20 protein-coding genes are annotated in these 22633 nt (G+C 59.1%); 8 read left to right on the forward strand and 12 right to left on the reverse strand.

The features are described 5' to 3' along the window. The first annotated feature begins 498 nt into the window (after positions 1-498). The 5 genes from dnaA to ahpF all read left to right on the forward strand — a co-directional run bounded on the left by dnaA (position 499) and on the right by ahpF (position 8547). Complete coding sequence (dnaA, locus tag AC2LD7_RS15575; RefSeq protein ID WP_484598636.1) at positions 499-1953, forward strand: chromosomal replication initiator protein DnaA; 1455 nt, start codon at positions 499-501, stop codon at positions 1951-1953. Positions 1954-1990: 37 nt separating this feature from the next. Continuing rightward, a complete protein-coding gene (gene dnaN / locus AC2LD7_RS15580) occupies positions 1991-3094 on the forward strand; it encodes a DNA polymerase III subunit beta (RefSeq protein ID WP_484598637.1) in 1104 nt (367 codons plus the stop codon). Between the two features lie 10 nt (positions 3095-3104). After that, positions 3105-4208 (forward strand): DNA replication/repair protein RecF, encoded by a 1104-nt coding sequence (gene recF, locus AC2LD7_RS15585; RefSeq protein WP_484598638.1) that lies wholly within the window; start codon positions 3105-3107, stop codon positions 4206-4208. A 4-nt stretch (positions 4209-4212) separates the two neighbouring features. After that, the gene (gene gyrB / locus AC2LD7_RS15590; RefSeq protein ID WP_484598639.1) at positions 4213-6627 is read left to right on the forward strand and encodes a DNA topoisomerase (ATP-hydrolyzing) subunit B; all 2415 of its coding nucleotides are present in this window, start codon (positions 4213-4215) and stop codon (positions 6625-6627) included. Positions 6628-6981: 354 nt separating this feature from the next. Beyond that, positions 6982-8547: an alkyl hydroperoxide reductase subunit F gene (gene ahpF / locus AC2LD7_RS15595; protein ID WP_484598640.1), complete on the forward strand. Its 1566-nt coding sequence runs from the start codon at positions 6982-6984 to the stop codon at positions 8545-8547. 76 nt (positions 8548-8623) lie between these two features. Here ahpF and AC2LD7_RS15600 read toward each other — a convergent pair whose 3' ends face one another. Genes AC2LD7_RS15600 through glyQ form a run of 4 tightly spaced genes read right to left on the reverse strand, consistent with a single transcriptional unit; the run spans position 8624 to position 12903 of the window. Then, a complete protein-coding gene (locus AC2LD7_RS15600) occupies positions 8624-9361 on the reverse strand; it encodes a lysophospholipid acyltransferase family protein (RefSeq protein WP_484598641.1) in 738 nt (245 codons plus the stop codon). After that, positions 9358-9900 carry a D-glycero-beta-D-manno-heptose 1,7-bisphosphate 7-phosphatase gene (gmhB, locus tag AC2LD7_RS15605; RefSeq protein ID WP_484598642.1) on the reverse strand — a complete coding sequence of 181 codons (543 nt, stop codon included), beginning with the start codon at positions 9898-9900 and terminating at the stop codon, positions 9358-9360. The genes AC2LD7_RS15600 and gmhB overlap by 4 nt, the downstream gene beginning before the upstream one ends. A 4-nt stretch (positions 9901-9904) precedes the next feature. Beyond that, on the reverse strand, positions 9905-11959 hold the full coding sequence (gene glyS, locus AC2LD7_RS15610; protein ID WP_484598643.1) for a glycine--tRNA ligase subunit beta: 2055 nt from the start codon (positions 11957-11959) through the stop codon (positions 9905-9907). Then, the gene (gene glyQ, locus AC2LD7_RS15615; protein ID WP_484598644.1) at positions 11956-12903 is read right to left on the reverse strand and encodes a glycine--tRNA ligase subunit alpha; all 948 of its coding nucleotides are present in this window, start codon (positions 12901-12903) and stop codon (positions 11956-11958) included. Before glyQ ends, glyS begins: the two co-directional genes overlap by 4 nt. Before the next feature lie 140 nt (positions 12904-13043). Here glyQ and AC2LD7_RS15620 point away from each other — a divergent pair, with 140 nt between their 5' ends. The 3 genes from AC2LD7_RS15620 to AC2LD7_RS15630 all read left to right on the forward strand — a co-directional run bounded on the left by AC2LD7_RS15620 (position 13044) and on the right by AC2LD7_RS15630 (position 14921). Continuing rightward, complete coding sequence (locus tag AC2LD7_RS15620) at positions 13044-13604, forward strand: DNA-3-methyladenine glycosylase I (protein WP_484598645.1); 561 nt, start codon at positions 13044-13046, stop codon at positions 13602-13604. Positions 13605-13733: 129 nt separating this feature from the next. Further along, entirely contained in the window at positions 13734-14621 is an 888-nt protein-coding gene (locus AC2LD7_RS15625) for a lysophospholipid acyltransferase (protein ID WP_484598646.1), read from the forward strand. Between the two features lie 33 nt (positions 14622-14654). Continuing rightward, entirely contained in the window at positions 14655-14921 is a 267-nt protein-coding gene (locus tag AC2LD7_RS15630) for a PilZ domain-containing protein (protein WP_484598647.1), read from the forward strand. Positions 14922-14940: 19 nt separating this feature from the next. On the opposite strand, the gene AC2LD7_RS15635 is transcribed toward AC2LD7_RS15630, so the two are convergent. The 8 genes from AC2LD7_RS15635 to fmt all read right to left on the reverse strand — a co-directional run bounded on the left by AC2LD7_RS15635 (position 14941) and on the right by fmt (position 22631). Continuing rightward, positions 14941-15258: a tetratricopeptide repeat protein gene (locus AC2LD7_RS15635; RefSeq protein WP_484598648.1), complete on the reverse strand. Its 318-nt coding sequence runs from the start codon at positions 15256-15258 to the stop codon at positions 14941-14943. Between the two features lie 80 nt (positions 15259-15338). Further along, positions 15339-16172 carry an ectoine/hydroxyectoine ABC transporter ATP-binding protein EhuA gene (gene ehuA / locus AC2LD7_RS15640; RefSeq protein WP_484598649.1) on the reverse strand — a complete coding sequence of 278 codons (834 nt, stop codon included), beginning with the start codon at positions 16170-16172 and terminating at the stop codon, positions 15339-15341. Further along, the gene (gene ehuD, locus AC2LD7_RS15645; protein ID WP_484598650.1) at positions 16169-16828 is read right to left on the reverse strand and encodes an ectoine/hydroxyectoine ABC transporter permease subunit EhuD; all 660 of its coding nucleotides are present in this window, start codon (positions 16826-16828) and stop codon (positions 16169-16171) included. The genes ehuA and ehuD overlap by 4 nt, the downstream gene beginning before the upstream one ends. Beyond that, positions 16825-17484, reverse strand: a complete 660-nt coding sequence (gene ehuC / locus AC2LD7_RS15650) for an ectoine/hydroxyectoine ABC transporter permease subunit EhuC (RefSeq protein ID WP_484598651.1) — start codon at positions 17482-17484, stop codon at positions 16825-16827. The genes ehuD and ehuC overlap by 4 nt, the downstream gene beginning before the upstream one ends. A gap of 249 nt (positions 17485-17733) precedes the next feature. Further along, positions 17734-18588, reverse strand: coding sequence for an ectoine/hydroxyectoine ABC transporter substrate-binding protein EhuB (ehuB, locus tag AC2LD7_RS15655; protein WP_484598652.1), 855 nt, complete (start codon positions 18586-18588; stop codon positions 17734-17736). A 339-nt stretch (positions 18589-18927) separates the two neighbouring features. Then, a complete protein-coding gene (gene trkA, locus AC2LD7_RS15660) occupies positions 18928-20301 on the reverse strand; it encodes a Trk system potassium transporter TrkA (protein ID WP_484598653.1) in 1374 nt (457 codons plus the stop codon). Between the two features lie 72 nt (positions 20302-20373). Continuing rightward, the gene (gene rsmB / locus AC2LD7_RS15665; protein ID WP_484598676.1) at positions 20374-21696 is read right to left on the reverse strand and encodes a 16S rRNA (cytosine(967)-C(5))-methyltransferase RsmB; all 1323 of its coding nucleotides are present in this window, start codon (positions 21694-21696) and stop codon (positions 20374-20376) included. Positions 21697-21701: 5 nt separating this feature from the next. Beyond that, positions 21702-22631, reverse strand: coding sequence for a methionyl-tRNA formyltransferase (gene fmt, locus AC2LD7_RS15670; protein WP_484598654.1), 930 nt, complete (start codon positions 22629-22631; stop codon positions 21702-21704). Positions 22632-22633: the final 2 nt, after the last annotated feature.

The following is a 22633-nucleotide window of genomic DNA, read 5'->3' on the forward strand; positions in this document are numbered from 1 at the left end:
CTGGTGATCCATTGCGGGCCGGAATGGCCCCCTTTTAAGAGACCGGCGATTGTAGAGAAGCCGGGCTGTCAGGTCAATTTCCAACCAGCGACATTGTTGAGAAATTAATAAATAGAAAGAAATATTAAGATCTTCTTAATGCAGTGCTTATAGATGGTGTACCCAATTTCTGTGCATAAGTAGCTATAGCTCAGGCGTAGCGGCTATTACGAAGCGGTCCAACCTTCTGTGCAAGCCGTGTACTCACGGTGGGCATCCCCTGAATTTCCTGTGGATCGATTGACGAGTTATCAACATGGATGTTTATAACGAAGATATACACAGGATTCCAAGCCACGCTCGAAGGTGGTTATCAACAGGTCTTAGCCCTGAAATGCGTCTACCAGAAACGATTCGAACCGCTTTCTTCTGCTCAGAAAGCTCGCCGATTGTGGATAACTGGGCGCCCGAAGGCTACAATAGCCGCCGTTTAAAGCTCGACAGCGTCTAGGAGATTCCGTGTCGGTGGAACTTTGGCAGCAGTGCGTTGACCTCTTGAGAGATGAACTGCCAGCCCAGCAATTCAACACATGGATCCGTCCGCTTCAGGTTGAAGCCGAGGGCGATGAGCTTCGCGTCTATGCGCCCAACCGCTTCGTCCTTGATTGGGTTAACGAGAAGTACCTGTCTCGGCTGCTGGAGCTGCTGTCCGAACGGGCCACCGGCCTGGCTCCTGCGTTGTCCCTGCTAATCGGAAGCAAGCGTACGGCAGCCGCAGCGCTTCCATCCGCGTCTATGGCTCGCACACAGCTGCAGTTGGCCCCTGCTGCGGTAACGACGCCGGCGCAAGCTTCGCTTTCGGTGCGCCCGGTGGCCATCTCGGCAGAACCAGCTATTGCTTCCCCTCCCGCACGTGTAGAGCGCAACGTGCAGGTAGAAGGTGGGCTCAAGCACACCAGCTATATCAATCGCACCTTTACCTTCGAGAACTTCGTCGAGGGCAAATCGAACCAACTGGCCCGTGCTGCCGCCTGGCAGGTCGCCGACAATCCGAAGCATGGCTATAACCCATTGTTTCTTTACGGTGGAGTAGGTCTCGGCAAAACCCATCTCATGCACGCCGTGGGCAATCACCTGCTGAAGAAAAACCCAAACGCCAAGGTGGTCTATCTTCATTCTGAGCGTTTTGTCGCCGACATGGTCAAGGCGCTGCAGCTCAACGCTATCAACGAGTTCAAACGCTTCTATCGCTCCGTGGATGCTCTTTTGATTGACGACATCCAGTTCTTTGCCAAAAAAGAACGCTCCCAGGAAGAGTTCTTTCATACGTTCAACGCGTTGCTAGAAGGTGGTCAGCAGGTGATTCTGACCAGTGACCGCTATCCGAAGGAGATCGATGGCCTTGAGGAAAGGTTGAAATCCCGCTTCGGCTGGGGTTTGACCGTGGCGGTGGAGCCACCAGAGCTCGAGACGCGTGTAGCAATTTTGATGAAAAAGGCCGACCAGGCTAGCGTCGATCTGCCCCACGACGCTGCGTTCTTCATTGCTCAGCGGATACGCTCGAATGTCCGCGAGTTGGAAGGCGCGCTGAAGCGCGTAATTGCCCATGCCCACTTCATGGGTCGCGACATCACCATTGAGCTCATCCGCGAGTCGCTGAAAGACTTGCTTGCGCTGCAGGACAAGCTAGTGAGCGTGGATAATATTCAGCGTACCGTTGCTGAGTATTACAAAATCAAGATATCCGATCTGCTGTCGAAACGACGTTCGCGCTCCGTGGCTCGGCCGCGACAGGTCGCGATGGCATTATCCAAGGAGCTCACCAACCATAGTTTGCCGGAAATCGGCGATGCATTTGGTGGGCGCGATCACACGACGGTGCTGCATGCTTGTCGTAAAATTGCCGAACTTCGAGAATTAGATGCTGATATTCGCGAAGATTACAAAAACCTGTTGCGCACTTTGACAACCTGAACGACTGCGGCCAATTAAATAGGCAAGGGACCAGACCATGCATTTCACTATTCAGCGCGAAGCCCTGTTGAAACCTCTGCAGCTGGTTGCCGGCGTCGTCGAAAGGCGCCAAACCTTGCCGGTGCTGTCCAATGTATTGCTGGTGGTCCAAGATCACCAGTTATCCCTCACAGGTACCGATCTGGAAGTCGAACTGGTTGGGCGTGTTGCCTTGGAAGACGCATCCGAGCCCGGCGAGATCACCGTGCCGGCGCGCAAGTTGATGGATATTTGTAAAAGCCTGCAGCCTGACGCGCTGATCGATATCCGTCTGGATGATCAAAAAGTCGTGATCAAGTCGGGTCGCAGTCGGTTTTCTTTGTCGACCTTGCCTGCAAACGATTTTCCCACTGTCGAAGAAGGCCCGGGTTCGCTGAACTTCAGCGTCAACCAGGGCAAAATGCGCCGTCTAATCGAGCGCAGCAGCTTTGCCATGGCCCAGCAGGACGTGCGCTATTACCTGAACGGCATGTTGATCGAAGTCTCCAGCGGCATGCTACGCGCCGTAGCCACCGACGGGCATCGGCTAGCGATGTGTTCTATGCAGGCTGGTATCGACCAGCCGGACCGCCATCAGGTCATCGTCCCGCGCAAAGGTATTCTCGAACTGGCTCGCTTGCTTACCGATCAGGATGGTGAAGTCGGCATTGTGCTTGGCCAACACCACATCCGGGCGACAACCGGTGAATTCACCTTCACCTCCAAGCTGGTAGACGGAAAATTCCCTGATTACGAGCGCGTACTGCCCCGTGGTGGTGACAAGCTGGTCGTTGGTGAACGGCAGACGCTCCGCGAGGCGTTTAGCCGTACGGCAATTCTCTCCAACGAAAAATACCGAGGCATTCGTCTTCAACTGGAAAGCGGCCTGTTGAAAATCCAGGCGAACAACCCCGAACAGGAGGAAGCGGAGGAAGAAGTCGCTGTCGACTATTCGGGTGGGCCATTGGAGATTGGCTTCAACGTTAGCTATCTGCTCGACGTACTAGGCGTAATGACAACTGATCAGGTTCGCTTGATTCTCTCGGATGCGAACAGCAGCGCGTTGGTCCAAGAATTCGACAACGATGATTCGGCCTATGTCGTAATGCCGATGCGCTTGTAACATCCGCTGAATGTCCCTTAGCCGCATCTCTGTCACCGGCGTGCGCAACCTGCAGTCGGTGACGTTAAACCCCTCCCCTCGGATTAACATCCTCCATGGCGACAACGGCAGCGGGAAGACCAGTCTTCTCGAGGCTATTCATTTGCTGGGAATGGCACGTTCGTTTCGCAGTACCCGCCTGAATCCGGTTATAAGCCATGAACAGACCAGCTGTACGGTTTTCGGCCAGGTACGGTTGGCTGATGGGCAGTCCAACGCGCTAGGCATTTCGAGGGATCGCTCCGGTGAGGCGCGAATCCGTATTAACGGCCAAAGCATAAAGAGCGCGGCTGAGCTTGCCGACGCGTTGCCTCTGCAGCTCATCAATCCTGACAGCTTCCGGCTATTGGAAGGCGCACCGAAGCTTCGGCGGCAATATCTCGATTGGGGCGTGTTCCACGTGGAACCTCGATTTCTGCAGGCGTGGCAACGGCTCCAGCAAGCCCTCAGGCAACGGAATTCATGGCTTCGGCATGGTACACTGGACGCCGCTTCGCAGGCGGCTTGGAACCGTGAGCTGAGCTCTGCGAGTGATGAAATTGACGAGTATCGGCGTGCCTATATTCAATTGCTGAAACCGGTGTTCGAGAAGACGCTAGCGTCGTTGCTTGATCTCGAAGGTTTCCAGTTGAGCTATTACCGCGGTTGGGATAAAGACCGAACCTTGGCAGAGGTGTTGGCGGCCTCGATTGAGCGCGACAAGCTTATGGGGCACACCCAGGCGGGCCCGCAACGAGCCGACCTTCGTTTACGGATCGTCAATCATAACGCAGCGGAGACCCTATCACGTGGTCAGCAAAAGCTCGTCGTTTGTGCGTTGCGAATTGCCCAAGGCCATCTGGTTAGCGATGCCAAGCGCGGCCAGTGTATCTATCTGGTCGATGACCTGCCGTCCGAGCTGGACGATCAACACCGGCTTGCGTTGTGTCGGTTGCTAGAACAATTGAATTGCCAGGTCTTCATTACCTGTGTCGATTCGAACGTATTGCGAGAAGGCTGGCGTGACGATACGCCGGTCTCATTGTTTCACGTGGAACATGGTGCAATAGCCCAGGTCCACGTCCCTCGGGAGTGAAGGCATGAGCGACAACCACACGTACGATTCGTCCAGTATCAAGGTTCTCAAGGGCCTCGATGCGGTACGTAAGCGCCCCGGCATGTATATCGGCGACACGGATGATGGCACCGGTCTGCACCACATGGTCTTCGAGGTGGTCGATAATTCGATCGACGAAGCTTTGGCTGGTCATTGCACCGAAATATCCATCACCATCCACGTTGACGAGTCCATTAGCGTTCGTGACAACGGCCGTGGCATTCCAGTCGATATTCACGAGGAAGGCGTGTCTGCGGCCGAAGTCATCATGACCGTACTTCATGCTGGCGGTAAGTTCGATGACAACTCTTACAAGGTATCTGGCGGGCTTCACGGTGTGGGCGTTTCGGTTGTAAATGCCTTGTCCGAGGAGCTCGTGCTAACCATCCGCCGAGAGGGCAAAGTCTGGGAGCAGATTTACCGTCACGGTGTGCCGCAAGCGCCGTTGGCCCCTGTCGGCGAAACCGAAGATTCAGGCACTCAGATTCACTTCAAGCCTTCGGCCGAAACCTTTCAGAATATCCATTTCAGCTGGGACATCCTGGCCAAACGGCTACGCGAACTTTCGTTTTTGAACTCCGGTGTGGGAATCGTGCTGCGTGACGAACGCAACGCCAAGGAAGAACTGTTCAAGTACGAAGGCGGTCTTAGTGCGTTCGTCGTCTACCTCAACACTAATAAGACGCCTGTCAATGAAGTGTTCCATTTCTCTGTCCAGCGTGACGATGGCGTCGGCGTTGAAGTGGCTCTGCAGTGGAACGACAGCTTCAATGAAAATCTGCTCTGCTTCACTAACAATATCCCCCAGCGCGACGGCGGCACTCATTTGGCAGGGTTCCGCTCGGCTTTAACGCGCAACCTGAACAACTACATTGAACAGGAAGGACTTGCGAAGAAGCACAAGGTGGCAACCACCGGTGACGATGCCCGTGAAGGTCTGACGGCAATTATTTCTGTAAAGGTACCGGATCCAAAGTTCAGCTCACAGACCAAGGACAAGCTCGTCTCGTCCGAAGTGAAAACGGCCGTTGAACAGGAGATGGGCAAGCATTTTGCTGATTTCCTGCTTGAGCACCCCAACGAGGCGAAAGCGGTCGTCGGCAAGATGATCGACGCGGCGCGTGCCCGCGAAGCGGCCCGTAAAGCTCGTGAAATGACGCGGCGCAAGGGGGCTCTGGACATTGCAGGTCTCCCAGGCAAGCTGGCGGACTGCCAGGAAAAAGATCCGGCGCTTTCCGAACTCTATATCGTGGAGGGTGATTCCGCAGGCGGCTCTGCCAAGCAGGGCCGTAACCGCAGGACTCAAGCCATCCTGCCGCTCAAGGGCAAGATCCTCAACGTCGAGAAGGCTCGATTCGACAAGATGATTTCGTCGCAGGAAGTCGGCACCTTGATTACGGCGCTTGGCTGCGGCATTGGTCGCGACGAATACAACATCGATAAATTGCGCTATCACAACATCATCATCATGACCGACGCCGACGTCGACGGTTCGCACATTCGTACGTTGCTGTTGACCTTCTTCTTCCGTCAGCTTCCCGAACTGATCGAGCGAGGCTATGTGTACATTGCCCAACCACCGCTCTACAAGGTGAAGCGCGGCAAGCAGGAGCAGTACATCAAGGATGACGAGGCGATGGATGAATACCTCACCCAGTCGGCGCTCGAAGATGCCAGTCTGCATGTCAATGAGGGTGCGCCTGGTCTTTCAGGCGAGGCGCTGGAGCGTCTGGTTAACGACTACCGCACCGTGATGAAAACGTTGCAGCGGCTGTCCCGCCTGTATCCGCAAGAACTGACCGAACACCTCATCTATTTGCCGAGAGTAACTGTTGAGCAATTAGGCGATCACGCTGCGATGCAGGTTTGGCTGGAATCCTATGCCGCTCTGCTGCAAGGCGTCGAGCGGTCTGGCTTGGCCTACAAAGCGAGTCTGCGGGAGGATAAGGAGCGCAACCTGTGGCTGCCGGAGGTAGAGATCGTTTCCCATGGTTTGGCCAGTTACATTACCTTCAATCGTGACTTCTTTGGCAGCAATGATTACAAAACCGTCACCGTGCTTGGCGATAAGCTCAATAGCCTGCTCGAAGACGACGCCTACGTGCAGCGGGGCGAGCGCAAGAAGCCGGTGACGACATTCAAGCAGGCACTTGAATGGTTGATGACCGAAGGCACCCGTCGTCACAGTGTCCAACGATACAAGGGACTTGGTGAGATGAACCCGGATCAGTTGTGGGAAACCACTATGGATCCTGCGGTTCGGCGAATGCTAAAAGTGACCATTGATGATGCGATCGCCGCTGATCAAATCTTCAATACTTTGATGGGCGATGCGGTAGAACCTAGACGGGATTTTATCGAGTCTAATGCTTTGGCCGTATCCAACCTGGATTTCTGATAACCGCAGCCAAACTTCTGAATCATCGAATCCGACCCGCGGTGAATGCGGCTTCAGAGCTTTTCCCTGCTGGGGCAGTAATTCCCTCCGCGGTCCGCTCAATAAGATGGTTCGTTTGAAAAGAACCCCGCCTTTTAGGCGGGGTTCTTCGTTTAATAAGCTGAGTCTCTTCGGTTGTTTCACGTGGAACGTAGTGCCTCGCCGAGCTTGTTCGATAGCTTTGCTTCATAGCCCTCCTTGGCTTAATCAATTTTCCGAATCCCCTCTCGGCTCGTAAGCTTTCTCCATCGAAGCTTTTAACGTTCTCAGTTCCCCTTGAAGGGGCGAGCCGCTACTTACTTAAGGGGTATTCATATGCTGGACAGTAATCTGAAATCACAACTGAAAACCTATCTGGAAAAGGTCACTCAGCCGTTCGAGATCGTCGCGTCCCTCGATGACGGCGAGAAATCCCAGGAAATGCTCGTTCTGCTGGAAGATATCACCAGCCTGTGCGACAAGATCACGCTGCGCACCGATGGCGATGATGCTCGTCGACCGTCGTTCGCACTCAACCGTATCGGTGGCAACATCAGCCTGCGTTTTGCCGGCATCCCGATGGGCCACGAATTCACCTCGCTGGTGCTCGCCCTGCTGCAGGTCGGCGGTCATCCATCGAAGACCGCGGCGGACGTGATCGAACAGATCAAGAATGTCGACGGCGAATACCACTTCGAAACCTACTTCTCGCTGTCCTGCCAGAACTGCCCGGACGTCGTCCAGGCGCTGAACCTGATGGCCGTGCTCAACCCGAACATCCACCACGTCGCCATCGACGGCGCGCTGTTCCAGGACGAGGTCGAGCGCCGTCAGATCATGTCGGTGCCGAGCATCTACCTCAACGGCGAGCTGTTCGGCCAGGGCCGCATGGGCGAAGCAGAAATCCTTGCCAAGCTCGACACCGGGTCCTCGGCGCGTGACGCCGAAAAGCTCAGCGCCAAGGATGCCTTCGACGTGCTCGTCGTTGGCGGAGGCCCGGCCGGCGCGGCAGCGGCTATTTACGCCGCGCGCAAGGGCATCCGCACCGGTGTCGCCGCCGAGCGCTTCGGCGGTCAGGTGCTCGACACCATGGCCATCGAGAACTTCATTTCGGTTAATGAAACCGAAGGTCCGAAACTGGCCCGTGCGCTGGAAAACCATGTGCGCGAATACGACGTCGACATCATGAACCTGCAGCGAGCGGCAGCCCTGATTCCGGCCTCGACCGAGGGCGGTCTGCACGAGATCAAGCTGGAAAATGGCGGTTCGCTCAAAGCCAAGACGCTGATTCTTGCGACCGGCGCCCGTTGGCGCGAAATGAACGTGCCGGGCGAACAGGACTATCGCGGTCGCGGTGTTGCTTACTGCCCGCACTGCGATGGGCCGTTGTTCAAGGGCAAGCGCGTGGCGGTGATCGGCGGCGGTAACTCCGGCGTGGAAGCGGCCATCGATCTGGCCGGCATCGTCGCCCAGGTGACCTTGCTCGAGTTCGACAGCCAGCTGCGCGCCGATGCCGTGCTGCAGAAGAAGCTTCACAGCCTGCCCAATGTCAGCGTGATTACCAGTGCGCTGACCAGTGAAGTCACGGGCGACGGCCAAAAGGTCAACGGCCTGGTCTACAAGGACCGCAACTCCAGCGAGTTCCACAATCTGGAGCTGGAAGGGATCTTCGTGCAGATCGGCCTCCTGCCCAACACCGACTGGCTGAAAGGCACGGTGGAGCTGACCTCGCGCGGCGAGATCATCGTCGATGCACGGGGCGAGACTTCGCTGCCGGGCATCTTTGCCGCCGGTGACGTCACCACCGTGCCGTACAAGCAGATCGTCATCGCGGTTGGCGAAGGCGCCAAGGCCTCACTGAGTGCCTTCGACCACCTGATCCGCAGCTCCGTCGAAGCCTGAGTCTGACGGAAACGAAAAGGGGGAGCAGATTTCGGTCTGCTCCCCCTTCGTCTATCTACGTCCTTTACCTGACGGCTCAGACTCGCTTTTCCAGCTCCGCTACTTTGGCGTTGATCCAATCTTCGGCGCGCTGGTTGAGCTCGGCCACTGCACGTGGTCCTTCGCTCTCGGCATGCATCGCCGGTCCGATGACCACTTGAATGGTACCAGGCCGCTTGCCCCAACCGGCTTTGGGCCAGAACAGCCCCGCATTGTGTGCCACGGGGAGTACTGGCAAACCGGCATTCACCGCCAATGCCGAACCACCGCGAGAAAACTTACCAGTCTGCCCGACCGGTACACGGGTGCCTTCTGGGAAGACCAGCACCCAGGCACCCTGCATCAGCCGCTCATGGCCTTGCTTGGCCAATTGGCGCAGCGCCGCCTTAGGATTCTCACGATCAATGGCGATGGGCTTGAGCAGCATGATCGCCCAGCCAAAGAACGGCACATAGAGGAGCTCGCGCTTGAGCACCTGACTTAGCGGCTCGAAGTATGCCGAGAGAAAGAACGTTTCCCAGGTGCTCTGATGCTTGGAGAGGATCACGCAGGGTTGATCTGGAATGTTCTCTTGGCCGCTCACTTCGTAGCGTAAGCCGACTATGGTTTTTGCCAGCCAGACCGCACTGCGGCACCATGTTTGGACCACAAACCGATAACGGCTGCGGAACGACATGAAGGGCGCAAAGACCAGACTGACCAAACACCAGGCGAACGCAGTGAAGGCCAGCAGCAGATAGAACAATGCAATCCGTACGGGCAACAGGGCGCTCATCGTGAGCCTCTCAGCAGGCGGTCGGCAACTGCAGCCAAGTCATCGAACACCTGCGTGCCGGGGGGCAGAGTGCCTTCCAGGGTTCGCATACCCTTGCCGGTCCTGACCAGATACGGCACGCCGCCCAGGCGTATGCCAGCGTGCAGATCGCGATGGCTGTCACCCACCACCGGCACACCCTTGAGGTCGGCTAGATGAAAGTGCTCTGCAATCTGCTGAAATAGCCCGGGCAACGGCTTACGGCAGTCGCAATCGTCTTCCGGGCCATGTGGGCAATGTACGATCAGATCGATGCGCCCACCCTGCTCCATCGCCAGTTGCTGCATCTTGAAATGCATATCATCGAGCGTGGACGCGTCGAACATGCCACGCGCCAGACCGGACTGGTTGGTGGCAACCGCCACCGTCCACCCGTCTTTGCACAGCCGGGCGATGGCCTCGAGCGAACCCGGGATCGGAATCCACTCCTCCACGGTTTTCACGTAAGCGTCAGAGTCTTCGTTGATGACCCCGTCGCGGTCGAGCACTATCAATTTCACTGGCTTAGCCAAGTGCGGAAATATCGGCGACGCCAAGGAACAATCCTCTCAACCGGGCGAGCAAGGCATAGCGGTTGGCCCGTACCGAAGCGTCTTCGGCATTGACCAGTACCGCCTCGAAGAAGGCATCCACCGGACCGCGCAAGTGCGCGAGGCGCTCGAGCGCCTCGCGGTACTGGCGCGCCGCAGCCAGTGGCTGCACGGCCTGTTCGGCCTGCTGCAGCGCTGAATACAGCGAGAACTCGGTGGCATTATCAAAGTAGCGCGGCTCGACAGTGTCTGGCAGCTTCGCCTCGAACTTGCTCAGCAGGTTCGACACACGCTTGTTTGCCGCTGCCAGGGCCTCGGCCTCCGGCAGATTGCGAAAGGCCTGAACGGCCTGCACGCGCTGATCGAAATCCAGTGCAGAGCTCGGTTGCACGGCGCGTACCGACAGATAGGAAGCGACTTCGACGCCCTCGTCTTCGTAGCGCGCGCGCAGGCGGTCGAAAATGAACTCCAGCACCTGATCGGCCAGGCCCGCCGTCTTCACCTGCGTGCCGAACTGGCCGATGGTGAAGTTCACCGCCTGCACCAGGTCCAGATCCAGCTGTTTCTCGATCAGAATGCGCAGTATCCCCAGCGCAGCGCGGCGCAGCGCGTACGGATCTTTGCTGCCGGTGGGCAGCATACCGATGCCGAATATACCGACCAGAGTATCTAGCTTGTCGGCGACCGCCAGGATGGAGCCGGTCTGGGTGGCTGGTAATTCAGCGCCGGCGCCACGCGGCATGTACTGCTCGTTCAATGCGTGGGCGACATCGCTGGGCTCGCCGTCGTTGAGCGCGTAGTAGTAGCCGGCGATACCCTGCATCTCTGGGAATTCACCGACCATCTCGGTGGCCAGGTCGCACTTGCTCAGCAAGCCGGCACGGGCCGCCCATTGCGCATTGCCCTCGGTGCGCTCGGCGATGAATGCGGCAAGCCGGGATACCCGCACCGCTTTGTCGTACACGGTGCCCAGTTGCGCCTGGAACACGACGTTTTTCAGCCGTTCGTTGAAGCTTTCCAGCGGGTGCTTCTTGTCTTGTTTGAAGAAAAACTCGGCATCGGTGAGGCGCGGCCGCACCACTTTCTCGTTACCAGCGACGATCTGCGCAGGGTCCTTCGATTCGATGTTGGCCACGGTGATGAAGCGCGGCAGCAACCTACCGTTAGTATCCAGCAGGCAGAAGTATTTCTGGTTGTCCTGCATGGTGGTGATCAGCGCTTCCTGCGGTACTTCAAGGAAACGTTCCTCGAAAGAGCAGACCAGAGGCACAGGCCACTCGACCAGAGCGGTGACTTCATCCAGCAGTGCCGGTGGCACGATGGCACTACCGTTCTGCTCGGTGGCCAGTTGCTCGACGCGTTTGGCAATCAGCTCCCGGCGCTCGGTGAAGTCGGCAATTACATGGGCGCCACGCAGATCTTCAAGATAGTTGGAAGGCCTGGAGATGCGCACCTGCCCCGGGCTGTGAAAGCGATGACCGCGTGATTCGCGACCGGCACGCTGAGCGAGGATGGTGCAATCGATCACCTGATCGCCGAACAGCATGATTAGCCACTGGGTTGGACGAACGAACTCTTCCTTGCGCGCAGCCCAGCGCATGCGCTTTGGAATAGGCAGTTCGTTCAGCGAGGTTTCGATGATACCGGGTAACAATTCGGCGGTTGGCTGGCCGGGGATCGAGCGGCTGTATTTCAGTTTTGGACCGCTGCGATCGATCTCAGCCAGATCTACACCGCATTTGCGGGCGAACCCTAACGCGGCCTGGGTCGGCTCGCCTTCGGCGTCGAAGGCGGCCTGGAGCGGCGGGCCGTCGAGGTTGATGCTGCGATCGGGCTGCTCAGTCTCCAGACGTTCGACCAAAACGGCCAGGCGACGTGGCGCCGCGAAGGCCTGCACGCGCGCATGCAGCAGACCGGCGTCCTTCAGACCCTTTTCGATACCGGCGCGGAACGCATCCGACAATTTGCCGAGCGCCTTGGGCGGCAGCTCTTCGGTGCCGAGTTCGACCAGGAAATCCAGTGCACTCATTCTGCAGCCTCCAGCTTGGCCAGTACTTCATCACGAAGATCAGGGGCGGCCATGGGGAAGCCGAGTTTGGCGCGTGCCTGCAGGTAACTCTGCGCCACGGCACGAGCCAGGGAACGCACACGTAGGATGTACTGTTGGCGAGCGGTAACCGAGATGGCCCGACGAGCATCCAGCAGATTGAAAGTGTGCGAAGCCTTGACCACCATCTCGTAGGTGGGCAGCGGAAGTTGCAGCTCGATCAGCCGATTGGCTTCCGACTCGTAGAAATCGAACAGCTCGAACAGCTTGTCGACGTTCGCGTGCTCGAAGTTATAGGTGGATTGCTCCACCTCGTTCTGATGGAACACGTCGCCATAGGTGACGGTACCGAACGGGCCGTCAGTCCAGATCAGGTCGTAGACCGAGTCGACGCCCTGCAGGTACATGGCCAGGCGCTCCAGACCGTAGGTAATCTCGCCGGTCACCGGATAGCACTCGATGCCGCCAACCTGCTGGAAATAGGTGAACTGGGTGACTTCCATGCCGTTCAACCAGACTTCCCAACCAAGGCCCCAGGCGCCCAGCGTCGGCGACTCCCAGTTGTCCTCGACGAAGCGTACATCGTGCACTGAGGTGTCCACGCCAATGCGACGCAGTGATTCCAGGTAGAGATCCTGAATGTTCTCCGGGTTGGGCTTGAGGACCACCTGGAATTGATAGTAGTGCTGCAGGCGGTTGGGGTTCTCGCCATAGCGGCCATCAGCTGGACGGCGCGAGGGCTGCACATAAGCGGCGTTCCAGGTTTCGGGGCCGATGGCACGCAAGAAAGTGGCGGTGTGGAAGGTGCCGGCGCCCATTTCCATGTCATAGGGCTGCAGGACCACGCAACCCTGCTCTGCCCAGTAGCTTTGCAGGGCGAGGATCAGGTCTTGGAAGGTGCGCACGGCAGGCGTAGGCTGGGTCAAAATTTCACCTGTGCTGGCTTCGACAGAAAGCCTCGGAGTATACCCGATAACAGCGCCGGCCCGGCGTGGCGCTTGCCTTTCGGGTTAAGCTCTGACGACAATTCCGCGATCTGCTCGTTGCTCTTTTCAAGGACAAGAAAATGCCGCGTTGCGCCTGGTGCAGCGATGACCCGTTGTATATCGATTATCACGACAGCGAGTGGGGAGTACCGACTCGCGATCCACAGGTTCTTTTCGAATTCCTGATCCTCGAGGCGTTTCAGGCCGGGCTGTCATGGATCACCGTACTGCGAAAGCGCGAGCGCTATCGCCAAGTGCTGTTCGGCTTCGATCCGCAGCGGCTGGCGCGGATGACCGATGCTGAAATCGATGAACGCATGCTCGATCCGGGCATCATCCGCAATCGACGCAAGCTGGAAGCCGCGCGGCGTAACGCTCAACGCTGGCTGGAGCTGGAAGATCCGGTCGGCTGGTTGTGGTCGTTCGTCGGTGGCCAACCGAAGATCAATCGTTTCGAATCGATCAAGCAGGTACCGGCCGTGACCGCGGAGGCCGAGGCGATGAGTCGTGCGTTGAAGAAGGCCGGCTTCAGCTTCGTCGGCCCAACCATCTGCTACGCCTATATGCAGGCGTGCGGCATGGTCATGGACCACGTGCTCGATTGCGAGCGGCATGCGGACCTGACGGCAGGCAGGGCGTAGGACGTATACCCATCGCCCGGCCACTGGTGGTTACGACCGGTTTATGGCGCGTTAGCACCGTCCTGCACCGCTGAAGCCAGGCGGCTGTTTGCAGGTACACTAGGCGACTCGTTTTCTTCGGAGTGTCGCGTGGAAAAGTTCAAAGGTGCGTTGGTCGTTGGTTTCCTACGCCTGTTCGCCTTGCTGCCCTGGCGTGCGGTACAGGCGCTGGGTGGGCTGATCGGCTGGTTGCTGTGGAAGCTGCCCAACCGCTCGCGTGAAGTCGCCCGGACCAACCTGACCAAATGCTTTCCCGAACTCGATGCCGCCCAACAGGAGCGCCTGCTCAAGGAAAGCCTGCAGCAGATCGGCAAGACCTTTACCGAGAGTGCCTGTGCCTGGATCTGGCCCGCTAATAAAACGCTGCGTCTGGTCAAGCAAGTCGAGGGGCTAGAGGTGCTGGAACAGGCGCTAGCCTCCGGCAAAGGCGTCGTCGGCATAACCAGTCATCTCGGCAATTGGGAAGTGCTCAATCACTTCTATTGTGCGCAATGCAAACCGATTATTTTCTATCGCCCACCGAAGCTCAAGGCCGTGGACGACCTGCTGCAGCGTCAGCGCGTGCAGCTGGGCAACAAGGTCGCGCCTTCTACCCGTGAGGGCATTATCAGTGTAATCAAGGAAGTTCGCCGCGGCGGAGCCGTAGGGATTCCCGCCGATCCGGAGCCCAGCGAGGGCGCCGGCATATTCGTACCGTTTCTCGGAACCCAGGCACTGACCAGCAAGTTCGTGCCCGGCATGCTCACCGGCGGCAAGGCGGTCGGCGTGTTTCTTCACGCGTTGCGCCTGGATGATGGTTCAGGCTACAAAGTGATTCTCGAAGCGGCACCGCCAGCGATGTATGACGAGGACGTCGAGGTCGCGGTAGCTGCCATGAGCGGCGTTATCGAACGCTATGTCCGCACGTGGCCAAGCCAGTATATGTGGACCATGAAGCGCTTCAAGAAACGCCCCGCCGGCGAAACGCGCTGGTACTGACAACAGTTAATCAAGAACAACAGGAACCGTCAGATGGCAAACCAGCGACAGTACCCACGCGCGCCGATGAAATGTCGTATACGCATCGGCCACGAGTCCTTTGGTGAGGTGCTCGCGCAAACGCGCGATCTTTCCGATGGCGGCGTCTACGTCAAACATCCGGAGCTGACGTCGCTGCAACTCGGCATGATCGTCAGTGGCCAGGTGCAGGATTTGCCGATCCCCGCGCCGGTGCTGCAGATGGAAGTGATGCGCGTCGATGCCGAGGGCGTCGGCTTGCGCTTCATTCAGGAAGAATAAGGCGGCTCTGCCCTTAGCATTAGCTGGATTGTTGCTTGTCCAGCTTGCGCAGGAACACTCCCATCTCTTTCTCAGCCTGTTTATCGCCGTGCGCCTGTGCCGCGAGTAACCCTTTCTCCCAGGCCTGGCGCGCTCCATTCAGGTCGCCGCTGACCTGCAGCGCCTTGCCGAGCAGCTTCCAGGCAGCCGAGTATTTGGGGTCCTGTTCGACGCAGCGCTGCAGATGCACGGCGGCCTGTGCCGCGTCGCCCGTATCCAGATAGCCTTTGCCGAGACCGAAGCGAAGCATGGGGTTATCCATACCTTTGGCCAGCATCTTTTCCAGCGATTCGAGCATCGCTCTTCTCCTTCGACGGCGAATACCGTGAGACTGGCGGACTGCAGCGGGTCGGTTCGGGTCCGCCGTTCGCGATCCGCCTAGCTTGCCTGGTTCACGGCACTGAGAAATTCCTGGGTACGCTCCTCGCGAGGATTGCCAAACAGCTCGTCCGGCGTGCCTTGCTCATGAATGCGGCCCTCGTTGAAGAAGCATACGCGGTCGGCAAACTCGCGTGCGAACCCCATCTGGTGAGTGACCATCAGCATCGTCAGGCTGTGCGCATCGCCCAACCGGCGAATGACATTGAGCACCTCACCACAGAGCTCCGGATCCAGTGCCGAGGTTACCTCGTCGAACAGCATCACTTTTGGCCGCATTGCCAACGCACGGGCAATCGCCACACGCTGCTGCTGGCCACCGGACAGCTGAGACGGGTAATGATCGAGCTTATCTTCCAACCCCACCATGGCCAGCAGCTCTTCGGCGCGCTCGCGCGCTTCGGCTTTTGTCAGGCCCAGCACCTGGATCGGCGCTTCCATCACGTTCTGCCGCGTACTCATATGCGGGAACAGGTTGAAGCTCTGGAACACCATGCCCACCTTGCCGCGTACCTGGCGCAGATGCCGCGCGTTGGCGCGGACCAGCTCGCCGTTGGCGCCGGGCATATGCGTCAGCGGCTCGCCATCGACCACGATGACACCTTCGTCGATATCTTCCAGCGTCATCAGCACCCTCAACAAGGTCGATTTGCCGGAGCCGCTGGGACCGATGATGGCGACCTTTTCACCGTTTCGCACATCCAGATCGAGATGATTGAGCACGGTCAGGTCGCCGTAGCGCTTGGTCACGTCGCGAAACTGCACCATGATCTCCGGCTCGTTGGTGATGTGGGTCGGGTTAAGCGTTTCGCTGGCAGGCATCGACGCGTTCATCGGGCTAGCTCCATACGGTTTTCCAGGCGGCGCACGAACCAGGCGAGGCCGAGACTGAGAATGAGGAAAAACAGGCCGACCATGGTGATCGGCTCCAGGTAGCGGAAATGCTCCGAGCCGATGTTCTTGGCTCGCTGCATGATTTCCACCACGGTGATCGCGGACAGCACAGGCGTGTCCTTGAGCATCGAGATCAGGTAGTTGCCCAGCGCCGGCAGAACCGGCCGCAGAGCCTGCGGCAGGATCACCTTGCGGTAGGCACTGAGGGGCTTCATGTTCAGCGCCGTCACCGCCTCCCATTGCGCGCGGGGAACGGCATCGAGCCCGGCGCGATAAACCTCGGCGGTGTAGCAGGCGTAGTGCAGCGCGATGCCGATGATGCCCGCCTGTAGCGCCGACAAATTGAGGCCGTAGTTGGGCAGCACAAAAAACAGGAAATACACCTGAATCAGCAGCGGTGTACTGCGGATGAACTCGATAAGGACGGTCATCGGCCACGACATCCAGCGATGGCGGCTGCGCCGACCCACGGCGAGAAACAGTCCCAGGACAATGGCGATGGAAAATCCGGCCAGGGTGATGCCGATGGTCTTCAGCGAAGCGTCCAGCAACCTGGGCAGGATGTCCCAGGCGAATTCCCAGTCGAAGAAATTCATGACAACCCTCCCCGCATGCGCCCACGTCCCAGGCGGCGTTCCAGTGTGCGCATGGAGAAGTTGATGATTTGCGCCAGGACGAAGTACATCACCAGCGCCAGGCCGAAGATCTCCATGGTCATCAGCGTCGCCTGGTCCAGCTGGCGTGCGCGGAAGGCCAGATCGGACAGGGTGATCAGCGAGACCAACGAGGTGTTTTTCAGCAACTCGATCAGCAAGTTGGTGCCCGGAGGAATCGCTGCCAGCAGCGCTTGCGGCAGGATGACCCTGCGCAACCGTTGCGAGGCCGTCATGTTCAGGGCCTGGCAAGCCTCGCGCTGGCCCTCGTGTACCGAGCGTATGGCGCCGCGCAGCACCTCTGCTCCGTAGGCGCCGATGTTCAGGCCGAGGCCGATTACCGCGACATTGAAAGCGCTCATGGAAATATTGAATGGCGGCATCGGCAGCACGAAATAAAGCCAGAACAGCTGAACCAACAGCGAGCTGCCGCGGAACAGCTCGATGTAGGTGATGGCCGCCCATCGCAGCGGGGCGATCGGCGAGAGCCGCCCTAGCGCGCCGATCAGCGCGGCGACTATTGCCAGCAAGGAGCCCCAGAAGGTGACCTGCACGGTCACCCAGGCGCCTTGCAACAGGAGAGGGAGTAGTTCGTTCATCTTGGGTTTCCGGTTGGCTCCGGGAGAATCGGAGCTGCGATCGCAAGCCACCCGGTAAGGTCTGGCTGCGTGAGTGGGCTGCGCTCCTGTCGCCGGACGCCGTTACACGTAGCGCAGCGAGAAGTAGCCAGCCGCTGACTGACGCACCGCGATGAAGCGATGCGTACGAGCAAAGGCAAGGGACCTATCGAAAGACTGTTCACTGGAAAGAAGCCCGGCGCGGCGCGAGGGCGGCCGCACCGACTTCGGTCAGGCGCTACAGAGCTCTTCGGCAGTCTTATTCGTGACGTTCGAGCGATCGAAGCCGAAGGGTTCGACAGTCTTAAGATGCTCGTCGCTGCCGAGCCACTTTTTCAGTTCGGCGTTGACCGCGTCACGCAGCGCCTTGTCTTCCGGACGGAAGGCCAGCGCGCCGTAGCCGGTGTGGGCGGGGTCATCCTTGAAGTCAGTCGTCGCCTCGACTTTGTCGCCCGCCTTGTCGGCCAGACCCTTCATGGTCAACTGGGTGCCGATGGCGGCGTCCGCGCGGCCGGTGCGCACGGCCTGCAGCTGCGACGTGGTATCCGGTACCTGGACGATCTGTGAATCCTTGATGCCGGCTTCGCGTGCATAGGCGAGGTTGACGGTGCCGGACATGATGGCCAGCTTCACATCGGGGTTGTTGGCGATGTCTTCGTAGCTGCGCAGGTTCTTTGGGTTGCCGGCGAGAACCAGCAGGGTATCTGGCAATTGGTAGTGCGGATCGGTGAACAGCACCTGCTTGCAGCGATCGGGGGTGATGTACATGCCGGCGGCGATCAAGTCGAAACGGCTGGCGCGCAGGCCGGGGATCAGCGAGCCCCATTCGGTAAGGACGGGTTTGATGGTCTCGATGCCCATCTGCTGGAAAATCTTTTCAACGATCTCAGGGGATTCGCCGGTGACGCTGCCGTCGGTGGCGGTGTATGCGAAGGGGGTTTCGTTGGCATAGCCGATGCGGACGCTGCTGCTGTCCTTGATTTCGTCCAGGGTATCGGCCTGGGTCAGGCTGCTGATTGTGACACTCGCTAAGGCGGTGCAACCGATCAGTAGCCGAGCGATGGGTGAGATGCTGAAATTCCTCATGGTGTCTCTCCTTTGTTCTTTTGAAATTCCGCATAGCGGATCATTAGCTTTAGGAGGCAGTTGCCAGGGGCGAACGTAGTCAAACCTGTCTTGCGATGATATTGCCTCGTTGTTCTTATCCCATCATCGCGGATGAACGAATAACCGCTTTGCTGAACAAAGCGGCTTCGAGCCCCGCCCGAGGATACAAAAGCTGAGCGCTTAACGGAAATTCAGAGGGTATTTGAGCCGATTTGTTTTGATTCGGCGGCAAAAAATGAGGCTCTAGCGCATTGGCTTAAGCCGCACGGCACCCACCACCGCGGCATGCTGGGTACCGAGATGGCAGATTGATCCAGATCAGAAAAAAGTAAGCCCTGCTTGGAACAGGCGTTCCACGTCGCGAATCTGCTTCTTGTCGACGAGGAACAGGATGACATGGTCGCCCGATTCGATCACCGTGTTGTCGTGGGCGATCAGTACCTCCTCGTCACGAATCACCGCGCCGATGCTGGTGCCTGGCGGCAAGGCGATTTTGCCGATGGCGCGGCCGACCACCTTGCTCGAGCGCGAATCGCCATGGGCGATCACTTCGATGGCCTCCGCCGCGCCCCGGCGCAGCGAGTGGGCGCTGACGATATCGCCGCGACGCACGTGGGTCAGCAGGGTGCCGATGGTGGCCAGCTGTGGGCTGATCGCAATGTCGATCTCGCCGCCCTGTACCAGATCGACATAAGCCGGGTTGTTGATGATGCACATCACCTTGCGTGCGCCGAGGCGCTTGGCCAACAGCGACGACATGATGTTGGCCTCGTCGTCGTTCGTCAGCGCGAGAAAGACGTCGGCGTCGTTGATGTTCTCTTCTACTAACAGATCGCGGTCCGAGGCGCTGCCTTGGAGAATGATGGTGCTGTCGAGGGTGTCCGACAGGTAGCGGCAGCGCGCTGGATTCATCTCAATGATCTTGACCTGGTAGCGGCTTTCGATGGCCTCGGCGAGGCGCTCACCGATATGCCCGCCGCCGGCGATCACGATGCGCCGGTAGGTATCGTCGAGTCGGCGCATTTCGCTCATTACCGCGCGTATATGTCCGCTCGCAGCAATGAAGAAAACTTCATCGTCCGCCTCGATGACCGTATCGCCTTGCGGCAGGATGGCCTGGTTGCGACGGAAAATCGCTGCCACGCGTGTATCGATGTGAGGCATATGTTTGCGAATCTGGCGCAGTTCCTGCCCCACCAGCGGGCCACCGTAATACGCCCGCACCGCTACCAACTGCGCCTTGCCCTCGGCGAAATCGATCACCTGCAGTGAACCGGGATGCTCGATCAGGCGTTTGATGTAGTTGGTGACCACCTGCTCGGGGCTGATCAGCACGTCGACCGGAATGGCCTCATTGCTGAACAGCCCGGATCGGGTCAGATACACCGACTCGCGCACCCGGGCAATCTTGGTCGGGGTGTGGAACAGCGTGTAGGCGACCTGACAGGCGACCATGTTGGTCTCGTCGCTGTTGGTCACGGCCACCAGCATGTCGGCGTCATCCGCCCCGGCTTGTCGCAGCACGGTGGGAAACGAGCCGCGCCCGACGACGGTACGAATATCCAGGCGATCTCCGAGGTCGCGCAGGCGATCGGCGTCGGTGTCTACCACGGTGATGTCGTTGGCTTCGCTGGCTAGGTTTTCAGCGAGCGTGCCGCCCACCTGCCCTGCGCCGAGAATGATGATCTTCAAGCAATCGCTCCTGAAAGGCGGCTCCTGGCCGCTGCATCCATGGTTTCGCCGAGACGCTCTGCCCGGCTCACCTTACGAATTCCGGCCGTTGGATTGGGCCGCGACTTTTATCAGCTTGGCGTAATAGAAGCCGTCATGGCCGTCTTCCTGCGGCAGCAATTGACGGCCATGTGACTGTTCGACGCCGAATCCGCTCGGTAGGTCCAATTCACGAGCGCCCGGCATACGTGCCAAGAAGGCCTCGATCACGTCGCGGTTTTCGGTCGGCAACACCGAACAAGTGGCGTATAGCAGCACGCCACCGACCGCCAGCGTCGGCCAGAGCGCGTCGAGCATCTCGCCTTGCAGCGTGGCTAGCGGTGCGATGTCGTCGGACTGTCGAGCGAGTTTGATGTCTGGATGGCGGCGGATCACACCGGTCGCCGAGCAAGGAGCGTCAAGGAGAATGCGCTGGAACGGCTGGCCGTCCCACCATTGGTCGGTTGCGCGCGCATCGGCTGCAACCAGCGCGGCCTGCAATTGCAGGCGGTCGAGATTTTCCCGGACGCGTTGCAGCCGCTTCGGCTCCAGATCCAGCGCGATGACTTCGCTCAGCTTCGGCTCGCGCTCAAGAATGTGGCAGGTCTTGCCGCCGGGCGCGCAGCAAGCGTCCAGGACCCGCTGCCCAGGGGCGAGGTCGAGAAGATCAGCAGCGAGCTGTGCCGCTTCGTCCTGCACACTGACGCGGCCTTCGGCAAAGCCCGGCAACTGATTGACGTCGCAGGCCGTAGCCAGACGAATGCCATCCTGGCTGTGGTCGCACGGAAACGCTTCGATGCCCGCCACCTGCAATTCTTCAAGATAGGCATCGCGCTCGACTTGGCGGTGATTGACCCGCAGCATCATCGGCGGATGCACGTTGTTCGCAGTGCAGATCGCTTGCCAGTGTTCGGGCCAGTGCGCCTTCAACGACTTCTGCAACCAGCGCGGATGGGCGAAGCGAATCACCGGATCGCGTTCCAGCTCGGCGAGTAATGCTTCACCGTCACGCTGAGCATTGCGCAGTACGGCATTGAGCAGGCCCTTGGCCCAGGGCTTCTTCAGTTTGTCGGCGCAGCCAACGGTTTCGCCGATGGCCGCGTGCGGCGGAATGCGCGTATAGAACAACTGATAAAGACCAACCAGCAGCAACGCCTCGACGTCGCGGTCGGCGGCTTTGAACGGCTTTTGCAACAGGCGCTCGGCAAGGCCGGCGAGGCGCGGCTGCCAGCGAGCAGCGCCGAACGCCAGTTCCTGCGTCAGGCCGCGGTCGCGTGCGTCGACCTTGCTCAATACATCGGGCAGGCTGCTGTTCAGCGAGGCCTTGCCGGACAACACCACGCCGAGTGCGCGGGCCGCGGCGAGGCGCGGGTTCATCGACATTATTCGAACACCTTGCCAGGCAAAAATTGCTCACGTCGGCTGTTGTATAGATCGCTGAAACTCAACGGTTTGCCGTTCGGCAGCTGCAGCCGCGTAAATAGCAGCGAGCCTTCGCCGCACGCCACCTGCAGGCCGTCCTTGCTCGCGTTGATGATCTGGCCAGGAGCGCCCTGCCCCGCAATAGCCTGGGCGGCATGGAATTTCACAGCAGCCCCATCGAGGGTGCTATGGCAGATTGGCCAGGGATGAAAAGCACGCACTAGATGCTCAAGCGCGATGCCCGAGCGGGTCCAGTCGATGCGTGCCTCGTCCTTGTTCAGCTTGTGTGCATAAGTCGCCAGGCTGTCGTCCTGTACCTCACCGCTGAGCGTGCCGGCTTCAAGTGCGGCGACGGCTTTGACCACGGCATCCGAACCCAGCGCGGCGAGCCGGTCATGCAGGCTACCGCCCGTGTCATCGACGCTGATCGGCGTGCTGATCTTAAGCAGCATCGGCCCGGTATCCAGCCCCGCTTCCATTTGCATCACGGTCACGCCGGATTCGCTGTCGCCGGCTTCTATGGCGCGCTGAATTGGCGCAGCGCCTCGCCAACGTGGCAACAACGAGGCGTGGCTATTGATGCAACCCAGGCGCGGCATATCCAGCACCGCCTGTGGCAGGATCAACCCGTAGGCGACCACCACCATCAAGTCGGCCTGCAGGCTGGCCAGCTCGACCTGTGCTCCCGTATCGCGCAGGGTCTGTGGTTGGAAAACCGGAATGCCGTGCTGCAACGCGAGCTGCTTGACCGGGCTGGGCATCAGCTTTTGCCCGCGCCCGGCTGGTCGATCCGGCTGGGTGTAAACCGCGACGACCTGCCGATCCGCGTCGAGCAGAGCTTGTAGATGCTGGGCTGCGAATTCAGGAGTACCGGCAAAAACGATGCGCATGG

It is taken from the genome of Stutzerimonas sp., from assembly GCF_982611455.1.

Bases quoted from the DNA above. Each gene is read 5' to 3' on its own strand.
- recF (WP_484598638.1), top strand. From the start codon at position 3,105: ATGTCCCTTAGCCGCATCTCTGTCACCGGCGTGCGCAACCTGCAGTCG.
- ehuB (WP_484598652.1), bottom strand. From the start codon at position 18,588: ATGAGGAATTTCAGCATCTCACCCATCGCTCGGCTACTGATCGGTTGC.
- glyS (WP_484598643.1), bottom strand. From the start codon at position 11,959: ATGAGTGCACTGGATTTCCTGGTCGAACTCGGCACCGAAGAGCTGCCG.
- gyrB (WP_484598639.1), top strand. From the start codon at position 4,213: ATGAGCGACAACCACACGTACGATTCGTCCAGTATCAAGGTTCTCAAG.
- ehuA (WP_484598649.1), bottom strand. From the start codon at position 16,172: ATGAACGCGTCGATGCCTGCCAGCGAAACGCTTAACCCGACCCACATC.
- ehuD (WP_484598650.1), bottom strand. From the start codon at position 16,828: ATGAATTTCTTCGACTGGGAATTCGCCTGGGACATCCTGCCCAGGTTG.
- ahpF (WP_484598640.1), top strand. From the start codon at position 6,982: ATGCTGGACAGTAATCTGAAATCACAACTGAAAACCTATCTGGAAAAG.
- ehuC (WP_484598651.1), bottom strand. From the start codon at position 17,484: ATGAACGAACTACTCCCTCTCCTGTTGCAAGGCGCCTGGGTGACCGTG.
- dnaN (WP_484598637.1), top strand. From the start codon at position 1,991: ATGCATTTCACTATTCAGCGCGAAGCCCTGTTGAAACCTCTGCAGCTG.
- AC2LD7_RS15600 (WP_484598641.1), bottom strand. From the start codon at position 9,361: ATGAGCGCCCTGTTGCCCGTACGGATTGCATTGTTCTATCTGCTGCTG.
- AC2LD7_RS15630 (WP_484598647.1), top strand. From the start codon at position 14,655: ATGGCAAACCAGCGACAGTACCCACGCGCGCCGATGAAATGTCGTATA.
- rsmB (WP_484598676.1), bottom strand. From the start codon at position 21,696: ATGAACCCGCGCCTCGCCGCGGCCCGCGCACTCGGCGTGGTGTTGTCC.
- AC2LD7_RS15620 (WP_484598645.1), top strand. From the start codon at position 13,044: ATGCCGCGTTGCGCCTGGTGCAGCGATGACCCGTTGTATATCGATTAT.
- AC2LD7_RS15635 (WP_484598648.1), bottom strand. From the start codon at position 15,258: ATGCTCGAATCGCTGGAAAAGATGCTGGCCAAAGGTATGGATAACCCC.
- fmt (WP_484598654.1), bottom strand. From the start codon at position 22,631: ATGCGCATCGTTTTTGCCGGTACTCCTGAATTCGCAGCCCAGCATCTA.